The organism is Nostoc sp. UIC 10607 (genome assembly GCF_047228265.1).
Taxonomy (GTDB): domain Bacteria; phylum Cyanobacteriota; class Cyanobacteriia; order Cyanobacteriales; family Nostocaceae; genus Nostoc; species Nostoc foliaceum_A.
In genome coordinates, this window is the sequence record NZ_JBIQNW010000012.1 from 26508 (window position 1) to 44512 (window position 18005).

The window sequence follows — 18005 nt, forward strand, 5'->3', positions numbered from 1 at the left end:
GTTCACTAGTTAAAGACCAATTCTAATTTCCTAACTTCTGCCTGATCTCCTGATCTAATTTCAAGCATAATTGTGTAGCCTGACTTTGGATTATAGAGGCTTAATAAAATAAATTAAGGGCGTTGACCAATTATATTATGATTTGGCAATGCCTTTAATTTAACCTTAAAATTACTTAACATATTGCTTATTTAAACTGCAAAGACATGTTGCTAAAAATATAAATAATTCTGTTACTGTTAGTACTAATAAGCCCAGTAGCTAATTATTAACTATAAAGTTATCCTGATTAGGCGATCGCAAACAATGAAATTTCGGTTATGGATAACGCAACCGCGCTTGAAGAATAGTCAAATATCTAGTTAATCGGGTATGTGTTGCGTGAAAATGTCCTAATTAAAACCTAAGCTTTTAACAGATATTATTCATCTGCGATCGCCTCTACTAAAGCTACATCATTCTGTGTCCACAAATGCGCCTTTTACAATATCACCGATAACCCAATAAGCCATTCTTAAGTTTCTTTTGCTTAAGCGTGGCGATGTCTACGACGGGCTACGCCCTACGCTCTTTCACTCATCCACGCTTAAGCAGCGACTAACTTAGCCTTCTACTTACGTACTAGGTTGAGTAGTTCTTTAGGAGAAGCAAGCAAGTCAATCCCTACGAAGAAGATTTTGTCTTGGGGATCTAGCAAAAACCGCCATGCAATATTCATCCCCACACTGGCACCGAACCAAGGGGTTTGAACTTTGCCGGTAACTTTAATCTGGGTATAGCCATCTTCTACTGGCTCCGATACACCACGCTCTGGGATCATCTTCAATCCCTGGCATTCTTCACGCATATAAGCGCGGATTGCCTCTTGACCAACAATCGGTCTTTCAAAGGGGGGTTGCAAGGCACCTTCAGAGCGAAACAGCGCAACCGCAGCATCAAAGTCATTGGCATTCATGTTATTGATATAGCCCAGCACCGTAGGATTGTTAATACCCTCGATGGTAACTTTAGTCCGAAATGCTGGTGCTGTGGGAGGAGCCACAGGCTCTGAAACTTTTTTGTAACTACCGGGAGCATTCGGGTCGAATCCCATGCTAATTACGGTATTGCGTAAGATTGTGATTTGTTGACCGGAATCAGCATTGCGGATTGCTTGCAACACGTCAGCAGCTTTGGGAGAAAGTTTGTAGCCTTCTGGGATAGGAGCAACGATTCCTTGAGCCATCCATTCTCCTAACTGATACCAGAAGCCCAACTTGATGTTTACGGTGAAGGATGCATAGGAGCGGCAGAGGGGAGTGTCAGCACGGTTAGCCAAATCGTACATGACTTGCGTTTGAGCCTCAAAAGGCATCTGCTTAATTTGTTCGAGTAAGCCTTGCGCGAGGATCATGTTGGCTGCTCCTGGAGCAGCAACCGTAATACTTCTACCCATCTCGGTATAGGCAAACCAGAGTAATGCTAGTTGATCTTCAGCATTGAGCTGAGAGAATGATTCGACAACGGTTGGAACAACATTAGCAACTAGGGTACCGGGAAAAATGCTTTGAGCCGACTGGATAGTAAAAGACATAGCAGAAATTCCAAAAAGAAAATTACAGTTCTATCGAATGTGAAAATCAAATGTGCAAAGACGGGAGTGAAGTGCGTTTAGCTGTTAACAAAGGCACTCAGCAGTATTTGCGACAGCCTGTCGTAGACATCGCTCTCAACTGCATAGTTATTTAGAAAGCTGTAACAGTGGTTTAACGCAGTGATGTTGCTTTTGTAACTATATGTAAAGAAACATAACAAGTTCGTTACAAATAAGCAATACTTTCTCAGCTATAGATTGATAACTTCTGCTTATGCAAATGATAATTTTTGCTGAAGTTAGATTAAGGGCAATTGGTCCTTTTCTGTGTATTTACTTCCAAGAGCGTGTAGCCCGTCGTAGACATCGCACGTCTCTATAGGCATCAAATTTCCATAAACAATCCTTAATTGAAGCTATTGCGTTACCAAACAGGCGATTGTAGACATCGGCGACTTCTCGCACAAATCCGAAATACCCTACTTACTTGATACGGTTTTTACTACCTTTATTCTCATGTCAAGTAGTTGCAAATAATATTTACAATATTTAAGATTAGTTTACAAATGGCAAAAGCAAGGAGTAAAAGATGACAAGTAGAGGCTTTACCATTAACGAACGTGGCCAACTCAACAGATTTGCGACTGAACCCAAAGTTTATGTTGATGAAACCCCACAGACAGGCTTCACTGAATATGCTGAAAAACTCAATGGTCGTTTGGCAATGATTGGTTTTGTCTCACTCATAGCCTTGGAAGTTTTCACCGGACACGGTTTAGTTGGATGGTTAACCACCCTTTAGAGAAGACACTTCAGATTTACGAATTTTCTTCAGTTGACAAATAAAACAATTTAGAGGCAAACTTATGAAAACTGATTTTGATTACCCCAAAAAAAATTTGATTGGGCCAGTCGTTTTTAGACCTAACTTCAACAACTTTGAGACCATTAATGCAAATCAAGCGTGGTCATTGTTTTTCACTGCCGGTCAAGACGACAAAGGACTGGGACAAGAAATTGAATTCGGCAGGTTTTTCACTAACCTCTTAATCGCTATTGGAGTAACTGGAATTTTTTGGGGAGTTTACTTCAGCCAATTGGGATGAGCAAGTTTGTTCATTTCTAGTATGTAGTAATTTAAACTGAAGTCTTGGATTTAGATACCAAGACTTCTTTTAAATACGTTTAAAAAACTCTGTTTAGCTTTGGAAAAAGTTTGATGTTGATTGGATTTATAAAGCTTCCCAATTTGTCACGGTATTGTGGGTATGTGGGCTTAGAAGTAGCACAAATTGTTTCCAAACATCTTGCAGTTCAAAGTAAAACCTATGTGATCCAAAATAGAAGGATATTGATAAATCAACTTTTAAAGTCTGGTCTAGATTCTCATACAGCAAATCGAACTGTTACTGTACTTATATCAAGTCCGGTTTTACAATTAACCAATAAAAACCAGTGTGCAATTAATTGGCGAAAGTAACTATACAGGCAGACAAGGGGCAAAATCCCATTGTTAAAGGCAGGAAAACTTCCGCCTGTACTAGTCCCATTCCTTAACCAATGGTTGGGGAAGCCAAACTCCCTTCTTTACTATGTCTAAGGAACGCGGATTTAAAAACCATATTCCTAACGAAAGGCTGACGTTAACGGAGAAGGGTCAAAGGAGAGGTTCTTCCAGAATTACTGAATTGGTGTACTAGTCCCCAATCCCCAGTTCAACGTAAACAACGAATCGCCTCTAATAAACCTCTGGCTTTATTCAGGGTCTCTTCGTATTCTTTTTCTGGCTCAGAATCAGCCACCAAACCTGCACCGGCTTGCACGCTTACCGTATTATCATGTACTACCATTGTGCGAATTGCGATCGCAGTATTTAATTGTCCTTCAAAATCATAATATCCATACACACCAGAATAAACACCCCGACGGCTAGACTCTAACTCGTGAATAATCTCCATCGCCCTAATCTTGGGTGCGCCACTTACAGTACCTGCTGGGAAGCAAGCTTTCAACAAATCCCATGCTGTTTTATCAAGTGCTAATTTTCCGACAACATTGCTGACTATATGCATCACATGAGAGTAGCGCTCAACTACCATTAATTCATCAACTTTGACGCTACCATTTTGACAAACACGCCCCAAATCATTCCGCCCTAAATCTACAAGCATCACATGTTCGGCAACTTCCTTGGGGTCTTCGAGTAAATCCTTTGCGAAGGCTGCATCTTCCTGGGTAGTTTTACCTCGTGGACGCGTCCCGGCAATTGGGCGTACCGTTGCTATCACTCCACCATCTGGATCAGTTTCCGCTTTCACCATTACTTCTGGACTGGAACCGATGATTTGCCAATCTTGGAAGTTAAAGTAAGCCATGTAAGGCGAAGGATTTATCTGGCGTAGGGAGCGGTAAAGTGCAAATGGGTCGCCTGTATATGCTGTTGATAATCGCTGGGAAATTACTACTTGGAAGATATCGCCTGCTTTAATGTAGTCTTTGGCTTTTTGGACGCTGGCACAAAAATCAGGGCGGGTGAAATTGCTCTTATAGTGCTCTGTCTCTCTGCTCCCCTGCTCTCCTGCTCCTCTGCTCTCTGGCGGTTTCCATTCCAATCTAGTTTTTAGCGGCGATAGTGGTAGAGATAGCTTTTCGAGCATTTGGGTGACGCGATCGCACGCTTGTTGATAGGCTGCTTTCAAATCTACTTTCGGATCGCGTAAATCAGCATAAGCGATCGCCCAAATTTTCCGCTTCACTTGGTCAAAAATCAATAGGTGGTCTACCTGCATCCACAACCCATCAGGGATATTTCGCTCATCTGGTGGATGAATTGGCACACGCGGCTCAATCCAGCGAATTAGTTCATAGCCCCAAAACCCAAACAAACCACCAATTCCTGGCGGTAGCTGTGGTAACTTGACTGGATGAAAAGGTTCTAAACATTCGGCTAAGGCTGTAAAAGGGTCGCCGGCAAAAACTACCTGTGAACCATCACGGTTTTTCTGAGTCGTGCGATCGCCCCTTGCCTCCAAAACCCACAGAGGATCGCAACCCACTAAACTATAGCGTCCCAGTTTTTCCCCACCTTCGATCGATTCCAACAAAAAGCTATAGGGCTGGCCTGCACAGACTTTATACCAAGCAGATACAGGCGTATCTAAGTCCGCTACCCATTCTTGATATACCGGGACGAAGTTGCCTTGTTGCGCTAGGGTGGAAAACTGGGAGAAATCCGGAAACATCATTATTTTTCAAAGGTAATTGGTAATTGGTAATGGGTAATGGGTTTTTACTTACCAATTACCCATTACTAATTACCCATTAGCTACTAACATCTAGTTACGGAGCGTCGTAGGTAGTAACACCGCTAAACTTAACTTTGGAGGGACTGGGGTTTTGTCCGATCCGACGGTCTACATAACGCACTTTGTCACGACCTTCATTTACCTTTTCAGGGAAGACACCATCAGCTGGGTGAAGTAAAGTGGTTTCTCCGTTGGGTAAAATCCGGTAAACTTTATAATCTGTGATTTTGAGTTTCCGGAGTTGCTGACCGCCCAAAAAGATGCCATATTCTTTACGAGCTATATACAGCAGGTTTTCACCTTTCCGCATAGTAGCAGCACCACCTGTAGGCAATTCAAAAACTTGCTCTTTCGGGCTAGTCCAAGTGATAGCGTACTTTTCTTCGACTTGTGCTTTTGTGAGCAAGCCACCGGTGCTGCCAGCAAATAGTGGGGTTTGTCCAGAGAGTGTTTCTGCCATAAAGTCTGTTCTCTCAACGTTTTTAGGGAATCCTAACACTGCAACCAGGATCATATTGCGATCGCGTCATAGACTGTAACAGTTTTTAGTCATTAGTCGTTAGTCATTAGTCAAAAAATAATGTGCCATGCCCCATATTCAATATCTATTTACTCTTGACTTTTGTCCGCTTTTCCTCTTGGCTACTCTGAACAATCGGTATGGTGAAGTGAAACTGACTACCCTGGTCTTTGCCAGTTGACTCTGCCCAAATTTCCCCACCCCAGCCATTAACAATTTGACGGCAAATTGCTAAACCAAGTCCAGTTCCGCCAGTGGTGCGGCGCAGCGCTCCCTCTTCTTGATAGAAGCGGTCAAAAACTACTTTTAGACGATTCGGTTCAATACCGCGTCCAGTGTCAGCCACAGTCACCTCAACCATTTGATGGTTGTTGTAAATCGCTTTAATAGTGATTTCTCCTTGGGGTGGCGTAAATTTACAAGCATTGTCCATGAGTTTTGCCAGTACCTCTACTAGCCAATCACCATCAGCCCTTACTAGAGGTAGGTTTTCGGCGATTTGAGTCTTGATTTTGGGCGGCTTTTCCGTTGAGGAACGCGTGCGATTGCGGCTGAGTGATAAATCTATACACTCTTGTAAAGTGAGGGATTCTGGATGCCATTCCACCCGACCGCTTTCCAAGTTGGAAAGTGTGAGGAAATCTTGTACCAATTTTCGCATCCGTTCCGAATCGGAAAGAGCAGTGTTGAGCATGATCTGCTGCAACTCCAAGGGCATATCCGGCTCACTAGCGAGACTTTCTAGGCACACTTGAATGGTGGATAGGGGGGTACGCAGTTCATGTCCGGTGATGGCTATGAGGTTGCTACGGGTGCGATCTAGGGCTTCTAGCTGCTGGTTAAGTTCTTCTAGGTTGGCATAAGCTTCTGCTTGGATGAGAGCTGCTCCCACTTGAGTGGCGATCGCTTTTACCAAATCCAATTCCCCTGGTTGACACTCGTGCGGTGGCATTCGGCAATAGTGCAACTCCACAATGCCCAATAATCGCCCCTGATAAAACACTGGTTCCATCAGCCAAGAACGAATGGCAAACTTTTTGGCGATCAAGGAAAGTCCTGGTGAATTGTTTACGCGAGGGTCATTCAGTGTATCGCTAATACAAACACCTTCGCCTTGTTGCACTATGTCCTGAAATAGGGAATTTTTCTCTAACTCCCAAGTTTGCCCAAGTACCGATAAAATACCGGGATTCAAAAACTCGTGTTCAATTATGGCTTGGCTATCTGTGGCTTGAGCGCGGTAAATTAGACAGCGACAAGCTTCTAGGTGTTGTCCTAATTCTTGTGCCGCCACTTGCAGAACTTCGTGAGGATCGAGCGATCGCCGAATGGCAGTGCTAATCGAGTTGACTAATCGTTCTTTTCGTGCTTGGGCAGCAATGGAACGGTAGGCTTTGTGCAGTTTGTACTGACTAGCTTGCAAGTAAGTTACCAAGCGCTGCACAAAGGGATCTGTATCGATGTCACAAGCATATTCGTTGATCTGTTCTGCTCCAGAGTGGCTTCGCGGCTCTCCTATGCCAAACCTCTGACGTGCCTCCTCAATTTTACTTGCCAGTTCTGGTCTGTAAACCAAAATTCTGTCTAACAGCAATTCGGCTGCTTTGAGGCTAACTCCCCTTTCCGATGTCCAAACTCCCTCAAATCTTCGCGCTGTATCTATATCCAGATTAGGGCTTAGTTCTGGTAGTTGCTTGTTTTTGGCAATAGAACCAAGGCTTTCCCGGCAAACTAGACAAGTAGCATAATTGTCAGCAATCACTACTAAATGCCACTCTTGGCTTAAGCCATCCTTTGGCTCAAAAGCGATTTTTTCGTAGTGTTCGGAACTGTTGGCGAAATCAGTTTCTGGAGCAGATAATACGTATATTTGGTTACTCCGCAAGGCAAGTCGCTGGTAGCGATGAGCTTCTTGGCGATAGAATCGCTCTCGCTGGAAACTAGCAATTACAAGGGGTTGTGCTAAAGTCGCAGCCAAAACTTGATCTTCCATCGCATGGGAGAGCGCCGTTAGTGAAGCCTTAAAATATAGCTGGGGCCGCAAGTATGGTAGGGACTTTAGCAGATCACTCAGCACAGAAGTCGAAATGCTCATGAATTATTGTTAAACGCTCAACCTCGACAAGATCCACGTCACAGCTGCATTGTACAAATTCCAAGGGACTCTCAAGTTAAATAGAGAGTTGCAATATGTAAAGAACGCTAAAAAGCACTTTCTGCCAAAGCAGGCGCAACACTTTGTTACCAATTAGGAGGAGTGCGTACAACTTGATTTGTTGATTGACAACCTACTACGCCCAATATACATTCTCGACCAACTTTGAAATATGCTTGCACAACTAAAATATTTCAGCACTAAGTACCAAATAACTAATTGTTGTATTGTTTTAACTATTATATTCACTAATAACCACTGATTATTGATTGATATTTCACGCGTTGGCGTAGCCAGTCGTAGACATCGGCTACTTTGCCCACGTTGATTTATGCCGACTAAATAAATTTTCTTACCCAAAAACTATTACTGCTACATTCACATAATTTAATCAATAATTATTGATTAAATTTAATCAATTAATTAATTATCATAAATTAGTCTAATCAAATGCCATAGCTATTTTAGACAAAATCGTATAATAGTAGAGAACAAATGCTGTCTATGTTCAACAAAAGCAGTGAATTCCACTTTCTTGCTGAGTATTATATGTGCCTTGTGTCTGATGAAAGTTTAATGACTAATAAATTTTCTAAAAATCCTCAGTTTTCAGCCTTGACTTTAGAGTTATAAAATATAAGTTTATAATTATCTGCTTATACAGGTTTGAGCGCTGCTATTTTGTCAGCAGTATGGCTCCAATGGCTCAAGCAAGTTTTAGAAAGCGTCTTTTTTTTGAAAGTTGTGAGGGTCAGCAACCTCTACTCAGAAGACCACAAAAATATAGACCTGTACACGGAACTTTGGCTAATGACACCGGATACGCTAATGACCCCGGAAAAAATTTTCCTGGATGGAAAAACTTTTATTCCTGCCGAACAATTACCTATCCCGGAGTGGCCTTGTGTTGTGAGTGAAAGACCACAGCCGACACTGACGGTTAAAGATGATGATTTATTTTTTGTGACGGATACTATCGGGAATATTTCTGGATGTTCCCTCAACGATGGTAATCCTAGCATGGGATTGTTTTGTTGTGATACGAGATTTCTCAATCGCTTGGAGTTGCAAATTGAAGGGCGCTCGCCTGTACTCCTCAGTAGTACTGCTGAAAAAGGGTTTTCACTTTCAGTTTTGTGTACCAACCCCAGAATCGACGAACGCCTGAAAGCAGACACTGTAGGTATTCGCCGGGAAATGGTTCTGAATGGGGCACTATTTGAAGAAATAGAGGTATCTAATTACAGCACAACAACTGTCAATTTTGAACTAAGCATCAGCTTTGATGCAGACTTTGTTGATTTATTTGAAGTCCGGGGTTATGACAGAGAAAAACGAGGTCGGCTCTTACGTCTAGTAGAACCGACGGCTGAAGAAGGAACACTTTCTCTGGTCGATGGTCTTTCGCCTATAGCTAAAGAGCCACCAAATTTTAGGGAAGAATCTTTAACACTCGCCTATCAAGGACTGGATGGCTCGGTAATGGAATCCCGTCTTCTATTCCAGCATCGCCAACCAGACTATTTCAAGGGTTACACTGCGGTTTGGCAGCTAGAGTTGGCTTCCCACGAAACTCAAAAGCTGGGTTATCGGGTGAATATGTTGAAAAACAACCAGTCCAGTTCAACTGTGAGCGCCGCCTTCACTTTAGGACAGGCGAAAGCCGCTGAGTTGATGGAGGAGCAACACTGGGTACAACAAATTACACGCATTAGCTCAGATAAGAGTATTTTCAATCGTGTGATTGAGCGGGCCGAGCAAGATATGTATTTGTTGCGCCAGTCTTTTGGGAAGTATAAGACTGTTTCGGCTGGAGTGCCGTGGTTTTCTACACTCTTTGGGCGAGATTCGCTGATTACAGCTTCCCAAACCCTGATGTTAAACTCACAAATCGCCAAAGAAACGCTGATATTACTGGCGACATATCAAGGTAAAATCGACGATGAATGGCGCGAGGAAGAACCGGGTAAGATTTTGCACGAGTTACGTTTGGGAGAAATGGCTCGTTGTCAAGAAATTCCCCATACGCCTTATTACGGTACAGTTGATGCCACTCCTTTATGGCTGATGCTGTATGCCGAACATTATGCTTGGACTCACGATCAAGAACTTCTAGAGCAACTTTGGCCGAATGCTCTAGCAGCAATGGACTGGATCGATCGCAATACGAAAGAAACCAGCTACCTCAGTTATTTCCGTAAATCTAAACGCGGTCTTGCTAACCAAGGTTGGAAAGATTCTGGTGACTGTATCGTAGACCACAAGGGAGAATTAGCTAACGGCCCAATTGCTCTGTGTGAGGTGCAAGCTTATGTCTATGCTGCAAAAACGCGCCTAGCAGAAATAGCTAGGATGAAGAAGCGCCTTGATTTGGCAGATCGTTGGCAAGAAGAGGCCAGAAATCTTAAGTTTCGTTTTAATCGAGATTTTTGGGTGGAAGACCATGATTTCTGCGCTTTGGCTTTGGATGGAGATGGCAAGGCAGTAGATAGTATTACCTCAAATCCTGGTCATTGTCTGCATTTGGGTCTTTTTACACACGAAAGAGCCTATAGTGTAGCAGAACGGTTGCGAGCACCAGATATGTTTAATGGTTGGGGCATTCGCACCCTGAGTAGTTTGTCACCCGCTTACAATCCGATGGGCTATCACATTGGTTCGGTTTGGCCCCATGATAACGCTCTGATTGCAATGGGATTGCGATCGCTCGGTCTTATTGATCAAGCACTGGAACTTTTCCAAGGTTTATTCGACATGACTAGTCAGCAGCCTTACCAACGTCCTCCAGAACTTTTCTGCGGCTACGAACGGAACGGTGATAATGCTCCTGTGCAGTATCCAGTTGCCTGCACTCCCCAAGCTTGGGCTACTGGTAGTATTTTCCAACTACTGCAAATGATGGTTAACTTGGTGCCTGATGCTCAGAATAACTGCTTGCGAATAATCGATCCCGCTTTGCCAGAATCGATTAATCGTCTGTCATTTCATAATTTGCGAGTCGGCCCCACCATCCTCGATTTGGAGTTCGAACGCTCTGGTACTACGACTGCTTGTCGCGTTGCAAAAAAACGCGGTAATTTACGCGTAGTTATCGAAGCATAGAAAGATAGTAGGGAGTAGGGAGTAAGTAATTCATCACTCCCTATTTTATGCTTGGTGCGTAGGCGTATCGCGCAGTACCATTCACTCCAACCAACGCAGTGTTAGCCTGCTTCATCGCTAGTGTATAGAGTTCTCAAAAGCTGCTCTGCAAGCTCGATCAATTCATATATATTATATAATTTTGCGTAAGTTATGTAGTTTTGAAGCCATGAGGAATAGAATTACGTAATGAGAATGCATTCATTAGTAACTGATACTCAGATTTTCAAACTACACCATGCCCTTTCAGGCTCAACCTGTCCTAAGTTAACAAAATAATGTTAATTTACCAGCTTACCGACGCGATCGCCTCAAATTCAAAGTATGGGAATAGAATTTTGCTAGGGGAAGGGTTAAGGATGTAAAAACAACAATGGTTTACACCCAAACTTCTAACTCTTATACTTCATCAGAATTTTCTCTTTTATGTCCTGGGGATGCTTCGTAAAGTGCATCGAGATGTTGACGCGCATCTTCAACGTTAATCGAACGCATTACCAAAAGTGGCTCTTTAATTAAGTTACCCGCGCTATCTAATAACTCTGGATGGGGTACAAACTGTTTTTTTGATGAATAATAACCATAGTTGCCTTGATTATTCATTGGCGAGGAATTCGTCGGGTAAGTTCGCTCCCGATCAAAACTGAACATGATCAGGTTACGAATTAAGTTGCCAACAGCTATAAATGCAAGGATTGTAAAAGCAAGAATGTAAAGTAGGTGTAACATTGGATTTTCCTCCAGAACAGTAATTTTTAAAACTTTATTTTGATTTTGTAACGCTTTGTTTCGCCGACACTGTAACTCACAGTTAAGACGAGCATTTGACGCACAAAGAGTGCGTTTACATTTATATGGAGCTATTTGTCAACCGTCATTTCACTTACGGTAGCATAGGATACATTATCTTGTTAATCCAAATAATGTTAAGAAAGTGTTAAGAGTTTTTTACTATTTCTTTGACGGCTGATTGACCGTCTTGTGTAGATGCAAAGGGGCTTGTCGTTAGAGATCGCTAAGTAGCCTGCCAAAATTTAGCAGATGCTTCTATCTGTTGCTTAGACTTCACGCGCTTGACGAAAGCGCATTGCGACATTCCAGCATTCTGTTACTAATTGATGCCAAGGCATTAACGTTGCCATATCAATTCCGACTTGTTTATCAGTAGCAGTAAACAGCATCTTCGCCGTATTTAGTTCATCCTGTGCTTGCTTAACCCGCAAGAGCAAGTCAGATTGCTCTTGGTGACTCATAAATGATAGTTGCTCGGTTTCGAGTAAATGGCGCGATCGCATAAACCAATGCTGAAAATCTTCCAGCAGGGGTTCTAAAACCGTTTTCAGCAAATCAGTCCCTGGTAAATTCGAGTCTGACATAAATGAGAAGAATATTTCAAACTTTCTTACTAATATTAACGTTATTTACGTTTCTTAACATTTTTATTATTTCTCTCATAATTCCGAGGATGTGAAAATATGTAACAAAGAACACAGAATTCATTATATAGTCTTGCTCATGGGTTTGTACAGTTCCTTTGGATAGGTGTCTACATATCATATCGGGAGTTAGCTGACACCGAGCTGCAATTCATAAGTTAATTTAGCGATGTCTACGACGGGCTACGCCTACGCGTGGAATCCTGAATTTGATATTCACCGAACCGATCAAAAATTTATCTTTATCCCCTATCACAAATGAAGTCAGTAGTTGGAAGATAAAGCTGATCTGGCAAAAATCAAAGTCGTTATAGTTGAATAAGCCTACAGATTCAGATAAATCACCTTTTGTAATCACTTCGCCAATGGTTCAGCAGCCAATGTCGCCAAATTCATCAAATCAGTCACAACAGTCAGAACAAATTGAAAAAATTTATTTACCGCGTACTAGCGAATCAGAAAACTTAAAAAAGATTCGCCACACTGCTTCCCATGTAATGGCAATGGCAGTACAGAAGCTGTTTCCCAAGGCGCAAGTTACAATCGGCCCTTGGATTGAAAACGGTTTTTACTACGACTTCGACAATCCAGAACCATTTAGCGAAAATGATCTCAAAGTCATCAAAAAAGAGATGGCTAAGATTATCAATCGCAAACTGGCAGTAATTCGGGAAGAAGTCAGCCGCGAAGAAGCCGAACGCCGGATTCAAGGAATTAACGAACCTTACAAGCTAGAAATCCTAGCAGATATCAAACAGGAACCAATTACGATTTACCACCTGGGGAATGAATGGTGGGATTTGTGTGCAGGGCCTCATCTGGAAAATACCAGCGAATTAAACCCGAAGGCAATTGAACTAGAAAGTGTTGCTGGTGCTTATTGGCGTGGGGATGAAACCAAAGCCCAATTACAACGCATCTACGCCACCGCTTGGGAAAGTCCAGAACAACTCGCTGAATATAAGCGACGCAAAGAAGAAGCACTGCGCCGAGATCACCGGAAACTGGGTAAGGAACTGGGATTATTTATATTTTCTGACCAAGTGGGGCCGGGTTTACCTTTGTGGACACCCAAAGGTACTCTGTTAAGGAGTACTTTAGAAGAATTCCTCAAGCAAGAACAGATCAAGCGCGGCTACCAGCAGGTTGTCACTCCTCATATTGGCAGAGTGGATTTATTTAAAACCTCTGGACACTGGCAGAAATATAAAGAGGATCTGTTCCCGATGATGGCAGAAAATCAGGAAGCCGCAACAATGGAACAAGGCTTTGTTCTCAAAGCCATGAATTGTCCCTTTCACATCCAAATATATAAGAGTGAATTACGTTCCTACCGGGAACTACCGATGCGGCTAGCAGAATTTGGCACTGTTTACCGCTACGAACAATCAGGAGAACTGGGCGGTTTAACACGGGTGCGGGGTTTCACTCAAGATGATGCCCACATATTTGTTACTCCAGAACAGTTAGACAGCGAATTCCTCAAAGTGGTGGATTTGATCTTGTCAGTGATTAAGACTCTGCAACTTGGGAATTTTAAAGCGCGACTCAGTTTCCGAGATCCAACCAGTGATAAGTATATCGGTTCCGATGAAGCTTGGAACCAGGCTGAGAATGCCATTCGTCGGGCTGTTGAAACCTTGGGAATGGATCATTTTGAGGGAATTGGGGAAGCAGCTTTCTACGGGCCCAAGCTAGATTTTATTGTCAGTGATGCCCTAGAACGGGAGTGGCAATTGGGAACTGTGCAGGTAGATTACAACTTGCCAGAACGCTTTGATTTGGAGTACGTCGCTGAAGATGGTGTTCGCAAACGTCCAATAATGATTCACCGTGCGCCTTTTGGTTCGCTGGAAAGGTTGATTGGGATCTTAATTGAAGAGTATGCAGGCGATTTCCCTCTGTGGTTAGCGCCAGTGCAAGCTAGATTACTGCCAGTGGGTGATACACAGCTAGACTTTGCTAAAGATGTGGTGGCGAAGATGAAAGCGTTGGGCATCCGTGCAGAAGTTGATACTAGTGGCGATCGCTTGGGTAAACAGATTCGCAATGCAGAGAAAGAAAAAATACCCGTGATGGCAGTGGTGGGAGCTAAGGAAGTGGAAACCAACACCTTGAGTATTCGTACCCGCGCCTCTGGGGAATTGGGAGTTATCCCTGTAGATGAGGTGGTGGATAAAATGAAGGATGCGATCGCTAAGTTCGAGAATTTCTAAAATCTAACTACAGACGCACACTAATTATAATTGGTGTGCGTCTGTGGTTAGTAGATCACACCATTGGCTAGCTGGTGGGTTTTGGTCAAGGTGCGATCGCAATGTATTTAATATCAAAGACTCATTAACGGAGTTCAAAGGTGGATTCATCCACTTCAAAGACTCATTTTAATTTTAACTTTTGACGGGTTCTGGAAGGTTATAAAGTATCACAGACAACAAAACTTTTCTTAATCACCGCACCCAAGAAAACTTTTCGAGTTATTCAACATTGATAGGATTGATCTAAAGACTTGTGGAATCTGCTCTTCCTAAACAGACTGGACTTGCATAAATTACTGTCAACAATTTTTGACTCACATCATGAATCGCTTTACCTCTATTTTGCTTGCCGGCTTGATAGCATCTGCTTCAGCTTTGGCTATTTCTCCAAAAGCTGATGCTAATATACCAGTGTCTTATATTGCTGAGTTAGATAGCAACAGCTATCAACGCAACGATGATGGTAACTACGAGCTTCTGAGTCGTCACTACAGAAATGGTGATTATGACCGCCAGAACGACCTTCGCAACATTCGTGACAATAATCGCCGCTATGACCGCGATAATAACCGTCGCTATGACCGCGATAATAACCGTCGCTATGACCGCGACAATAATCGTCGCTATGACCGCGACAATAATCGTCGCTATGACCGCGACAATAACCGTCGCTATGACCGCGATAATAACCGTCGCTATGACCGCGACAATAACCGTCGCTATGACCGCGATAATAACCTTCGCAACATTCGTGATAATTACCGTCGCTATGAGCGCGATCGCGACTGGGGTCGTAGTTAATCCCTTTGCCTATCTATTAAGGCTTAGTTCCAAGTGAACTGAGCATTGATTCTACTTGGCGTTAGGACAGACACAATCTCTGTTTCCACTCATTCCTAATATCTGACTTTTCACTCTTATCTAGAAAACCTCGCTTCTATTCCCTAGTAAGGAAGCTTGCTCAGGGGTTAGGTTTAGCGTTAGCTTTCCTATATGACGTGAAAAGTCAGATTTTTATTAAATCAGGAATTTGCCCTCAGCCTAGAAGTCTCTTTCTTATACCAATTCAATTAATGATTGCAACACATCCTTGGGTAAAGACGCGATGAATCGCGTCTCTACAAATGGTCTATTTGTCGTATTCTTTTTTCAAATTGGTATTAATTACGAATTAATATCACGTCCTTGGCCGCAACAATTGCACGAAGGTATCACTCACAGTATGGTCTTTGGTATCGGCGGCGTATTGAATTAATTTTTCTTTCAATTCTGTGGCAGCATCTAACGGGAGTAAGGTTGCTAGCAAAAAGTAGACACCACGAAAACGGGGGTCGTCCATGTGGTCAAGGAGACGGTTTTTAGCTTCCTCACTCTCGCCCAGAAAGTTCTGCACTAAAAAGAAATCCATAATCTTATCGTGGCGAAAGTACCATTCTCTCTTGGCTTCGCCTTTTTCGTCTTGCCACTGACGGCTGACGACCATTTTATATTTCTCGTCTTCCAAAGACTGTAATACCTGATAAAATTCATCCGCAGGTAACGCCTGTTCATCATTCAGCCGCATTTGATAGACAGCATCGGAGAATTTTTTCAGGGGAAATTCCTGGTTCCACTCTTGCAAATATTCTCTTGCCATCAATTGATATTGATGTTGTTGCAAGTGAAACAAATCGGGGTATTCGCCTTGGGATAGCATCAGGGCTACCACAGTTAAATCCATTGGATTTGAGAGAACCTTCTCAATGGCGCTTAACTCTTGTGGTGATTGCTGATTCGTGAGGGCTTTGGTTAAAAAACTAGCAGTGGCTTGCTCATAATCAGTACCTTGAACTTTGGCATTTTTGGGTAGTCGTGGCTGACGGGAAATCAAAAATTGCTGAATTTGTGGTTCCTCAAGGGGCAGCAATTTATATATTTTGGCTGTTGAGGGTGGTGTCCACTCTAGGGGTTGAGTGGTCATGATAATGTTACCTCGGAAATAGCTTTCGGCAAACTGACAGATTTTTGCCCTAGTGTCGGCGGTAACTTCATTGAGTCCATCAATGCAAATATCTAATGCGCCACTGTAAATTAAATTCTTGAGAAAATCAGCATCTTGTGCTTGGCCGTGCAGTTTGGCTTGAATTGCCTCAATTACCCCTTTGTCACACTTATGGGCAGGTAGATAAACCACAAGCCGCCCAGAAGTTTTTACCAAATAACGCAGATACATTGATTTACCCAACCCAGAATCACCTTCCAAGATGACTTGTCCTTTGATGTTAGGTAGCACTTGGGTAATTGGTACGGGTTCATCTACACCGGGAACTTTCACTTTAGAATTTGGGAAGTAAGCTTCGGGGTTAAAATTATCTAACCCGGCATCGGCTAGTAGGGAAGGTTTGAAGGGTTCAAATAACTTTTCGCGGAAAAAGGGAACCCAGGTGAGAATTAAGCCGACGTAGCCGACACCGAGAATGCGCCTCACCCAAGGATTCCAGAAAAAGATGGCTTGAACTTGGGGAAATTTGGGATAAGCGAAGATGAGGACAAGCCAAAAGGCAGCATGAATCAAAATAGTCATTCTGGCGTTGAACAACCACTGCCAGGTTTTGAGGTTAACTATTACTGATTGCAGCGAATCAGCTTCGTTGTATCCGGCGTTTTTGAGGTTGTTGTTGTGAGTTTCTAGAATACCAATATCTTGTGGTTGCCAAGAGACTTTTCTCGCAACTACAGCAATTTGCTTTGCTAAGTCTTCCCGTAATCGTGCTAAACCTTGGCTGGGTTCCCAGGCTTGGGCAAATATTTTGAGAGTTTTATCACCGCGATCGTGGCTTAATGAAGCAGGAATTGTTTTAGTGTCAGGAAAACCCAGCCATGTGAGTAGTGTTTTGACTTCATTAGTGCCGCCACCCAGGAAATATGTCAAAAATCGCCACTGTGCAAATTCTGATTGACCATCGTAATAGATGCTATCCAGAATTACAACAATATTATTCAGGTTGAGTTGTTCAATCTTTTCCAATGCCGATGCTGCACTAGAACGAATATAGGAGTAAACGGTTTTATCCTTGAGGAAGTCGAGGATGTCTTTGACGTAGGGTTTGGCTGCCTCCCCCAGATTTCCCAATGCTGATGCTGCACCGGAACGAACATTGGGGTTAACGGTTTTATCCTTGAGGATATCAACGATGTCTTTGACGTAGGGTTTGGCTGCCTCCCCCAAATTTCCCAATACAGAACTTGGAAAGTCAGCCTCATAGCTTCCAACAATTTTATCCTTGAGGAAATCGAGGATGTCTTTGACGTAGGGTTTGGCTGCCTCCCTCAGATTTTCTAATGCTACTGCTGCACCGGAACGAACCATAGTTTCAACAGTTTTATCCTTGAGGATATCAGCGATGTCTTTGACGTAGGGTTTGGCTACCTCCCCCAGATTTCCCAATGCCATTGCTGCACGGTAACGAACATCTTTGTCAACGGTTTTATCCTTGAGGAAGTCAAGGATGTCTTTGACGTAGGGTTTGGCTGCCTTCCCCAGATTTCCCAATGCCGATGCTGCACCGTAACGAACAGAGGGGTCAACGGTTTTATCCTTGAGGATGTCAGCGATGTCTTTGACGTAGGGTTTGGCT

12 protein-coding genes are annotated in these 18005 nt (G+C 43.0%); 5 read left to right on the forward strand and 7 right to left on the reverse strand.

From position 1 onward, the window contains the following. Positions 1 to 610: 610 nt before the first annotated feature. Positions 611 to 1573 (reverse strand): orange carotenoid protein N-terminal domain-containing protein, encoded by a 963-nt coding sequence (locus ACEYW6_RS13695; RefSeq protein WP_412980115.1) that lies wholly within the window; start codon positions 1571 to 1573, stop codon positions 611 to 613. Between the two features lie 589 nt (positions 1574 to 2162). Between ACEYW6_RS13695 and ACEYW6_RS13700 the strand changes: the two genes are divergently transcribed. Next, complete coding sequence (locus tag ACEYW6_RS13700) at positions 2163 to 2375, forward strand: high light inducible protein (RefSeq protein ID WP_196513848.1); 213 nt, start codon at positions 2163 to 2165, stop codon at positions 2373 to 2375. 64 nt (positions 2376 to 2439) lie between these two features. Beyond that, positions 2440 to 2679 (forward strand): hypothetical protein, encoded by a 240-nt coding sequence (locus tag ACEYW6_RS13705; protein WP_412980116.1) that lies wholly within the window; start codon positions 2440 to 2442, stop codon positions 2677 to 2679. A gap of 609 nt (positions 2680 to 3288) precedes the next feature. On the opposite strand, the gene trpE is transcribed toward ACEYW6_RS13705, so the two are convergent. The 3 genes from trpE to ACEYW6_RS13720 form a co-directional block, all read right to left on the reverse strand. Continuing rightward, positions 3289 to 4818, reverse strand: a complete 1530-nt coding sequence (gene trpE, locus ACEYW6_RS13710) for an anthranilate synthase component I (RefSeq protein ID WP_412980117.1) — start codon at positions 4816 to 4818, stop codon at positions 3289 to 3291. Between the two features lie 94 nt (positions 4819 to 4912). Then, a complete protein-coding gene (locus ACEYW6_RS13715) occupies positions 4913 to 5338 on the reverse strand; it encodes a photosystem I reaction center subunit II PsaD (RefSeq protein WP_190899181.1) in 426 nt (141 codons plus the stop codon). 145 nt (positions 5339 to 5483) lie between these two features. After that, a complete protein-coding gene (locus ACEYW6_RS13720; protein ID WP_190899179.1) occupies positions 5484 to 7493 on the reverse strand; it encodes a DICT sensory domain-containing protein in 2010 nt (669 codons plus the stop codon). Between the two features lie 870 nt (positions 7494 to 8363). Here ACEYW6_RS13720 and ACEYW6_RS13725 point away from each other — a divergent pair. Continuing rightward, the gene (locus ACEYW6_RS13725; RefSeq protein ID WP_412980211.1) at positions 8364 to 10655 is read left to right on the forward strand and encodes a glycogen debranching N-terminal domain-containing protein; all 2292 of its coding nucleotides are present in this window, start codon (positions 8364 to 8366) and stop codon (positions 10653 to 10655) included. A 438-nt stretch (positions 10656 to 11093) separates the two neighbouring features. Here the strand turns inward: ACEYW6_RS13725 and ACEYW6_RS13730 are convergent, their stop codons facing one another. Further along, positions 11094 to 11423 (reverse strand): DUF2973 domain-containing protein, encoded by a 330-nt coding sequence (locus ACEYW6_RS13730; protein WP_190899177.1) that lies wholly within the window; start codon positions 11421 to 11423, stop codon positions 11094 to 11096. Between the two features lie 329 nt (positions 11424 to 11752). Further along, complete coding sequence (locus tag ACEYW6_RS13735) at positions 11753 to 12070, reverse strand: DUF2605 domain-containing protein (RefSeq protein WP_190899175.1); 318 nt, start codon at positions 12068 to 12070, stop codon at positions 11753 to 11755. A 425-nt stretch (positions 12071 to 12495) separates the two neighbouring features. On the opposite strand from ACEYW6_RS13735, the gene thrS reads away from it, so the two are divergent. After that, positions 12496 to 14346 (forward strand): threonine--tRNA ligase, encoded by a 1851-nt coding sequence (gene thrS / locus ACEYW6_RS13740; RefSeq protein WP_412980118.1) that lies wholly within the window; start codon positions 12496 to 12498, stop codon positions 14344 to 14346. A 363-nt stretch (positions 14347 to 14709) separates the two neighbouring features. After that, complete coding sequence (locus ACEYW6_RS13745) at positions 14710 to 15189, forward strand: hypothetical protein (protein ID WP_412980119.1); 480 nt, start codon at positions 14710 to 14712, stop codon at positions 15187 to 15189. A 376-nt stretch (positions 15190 to 15565) separates the two neighbouring features. On the opposite strand, the gene ACEYW6_RS13750 is transcribed toward ACEYW6_RS13745, so the two are convergent. Next, positions 15566 to 18005, reverse strand: a 2440-nt coding sequence (locus ACEYW6_RS13750) for a PBS lyase (protein ID WP_412980120.1), incomplete at its 5' end; no start/stop codon positions are given.

Excerpts from the sequence above, each read along its gene's own strand:
- ACEYW6_RS13705 (WP_412980116.1), top strand. The coding sequence starts at position 2,440 with ATGAAAACTGATTTTGATTACCCCAAAAAAAATTTGATTGGGCCAGTC.
- ACEYW6_RS13730 (WP_190899177.1), bottom strand. The coding sequence starts at position 11,423 with ATGTTACACCTACTTTACATTCTTGCTTTTACAATCCTTGCATTTATA.
- ACEYW6_RS13700 (WP_196513848.1), top strand. The coding sequence starts at position 2,163 with ATGACAAGTAGAGGCTTTACCATTAACGAACGTGGCCAACTCAACAGA.
- ACEYW6_RS13695 (WP_412980115.1), bottom strand. The coding sequence starts at position 1,573 with ATGTCTTTTACTATCCAGTCGGCTCAAAGCATTTTTCCCGGTACCCTA.
- trpE (WP_412980117.1), bottom strand. The coding sequence starts at position 4,818 with ATGATGTTTCCGGATTTCTCCCAGTTTTCCACCCTAGCGCAACAAGGC.
- ACEYW6_RS13745 (WP_412980119.1), top strand. The coding sequence starts at position 14,710 with ATGAATCGCTTTACCTCTATTTTGCTTGCCGGCTTGATAGCATCTGCT.
- ACEYW6_RS13720 (WP_190899179.1), bottom strand. The coding sequence starts at position 7,493 with ATGAGCATTTCGACTTCTGTGCTGAGTGATCTGCTAAAGTCCCTACCA.
- thrS (WP_412980118.1), top strand. The coding sequence starts at position 12,496 with ATGGTTCAGCAGCCAATGTCGCCAAATTCATCAAATCAGTCACAACAG.
- ACEYW6_RS13725 (WP_412980211.1), top strand. The coding sequence starts at position 8,364 with ATGACACCGGATACGCTAATGACCCCGGAAAAAATTTTCCTGGATGGA.
- ACEYW6_RS13735 (WP_190899175.1), bottom strand. The coding sequence starts at position 12,070 with ATGTCAGACTCGAATTTACCAGGGACTGATTTGCTGAAAACGGTTTTA.
- ACEYW6_RS13715 (WP_190899181.1), bottom strand. The coding sequence starts at position 5,338 with ATGGCAGAAACACTCTCTGGACAAACCCCACTATTTGCTGGCAGCACC.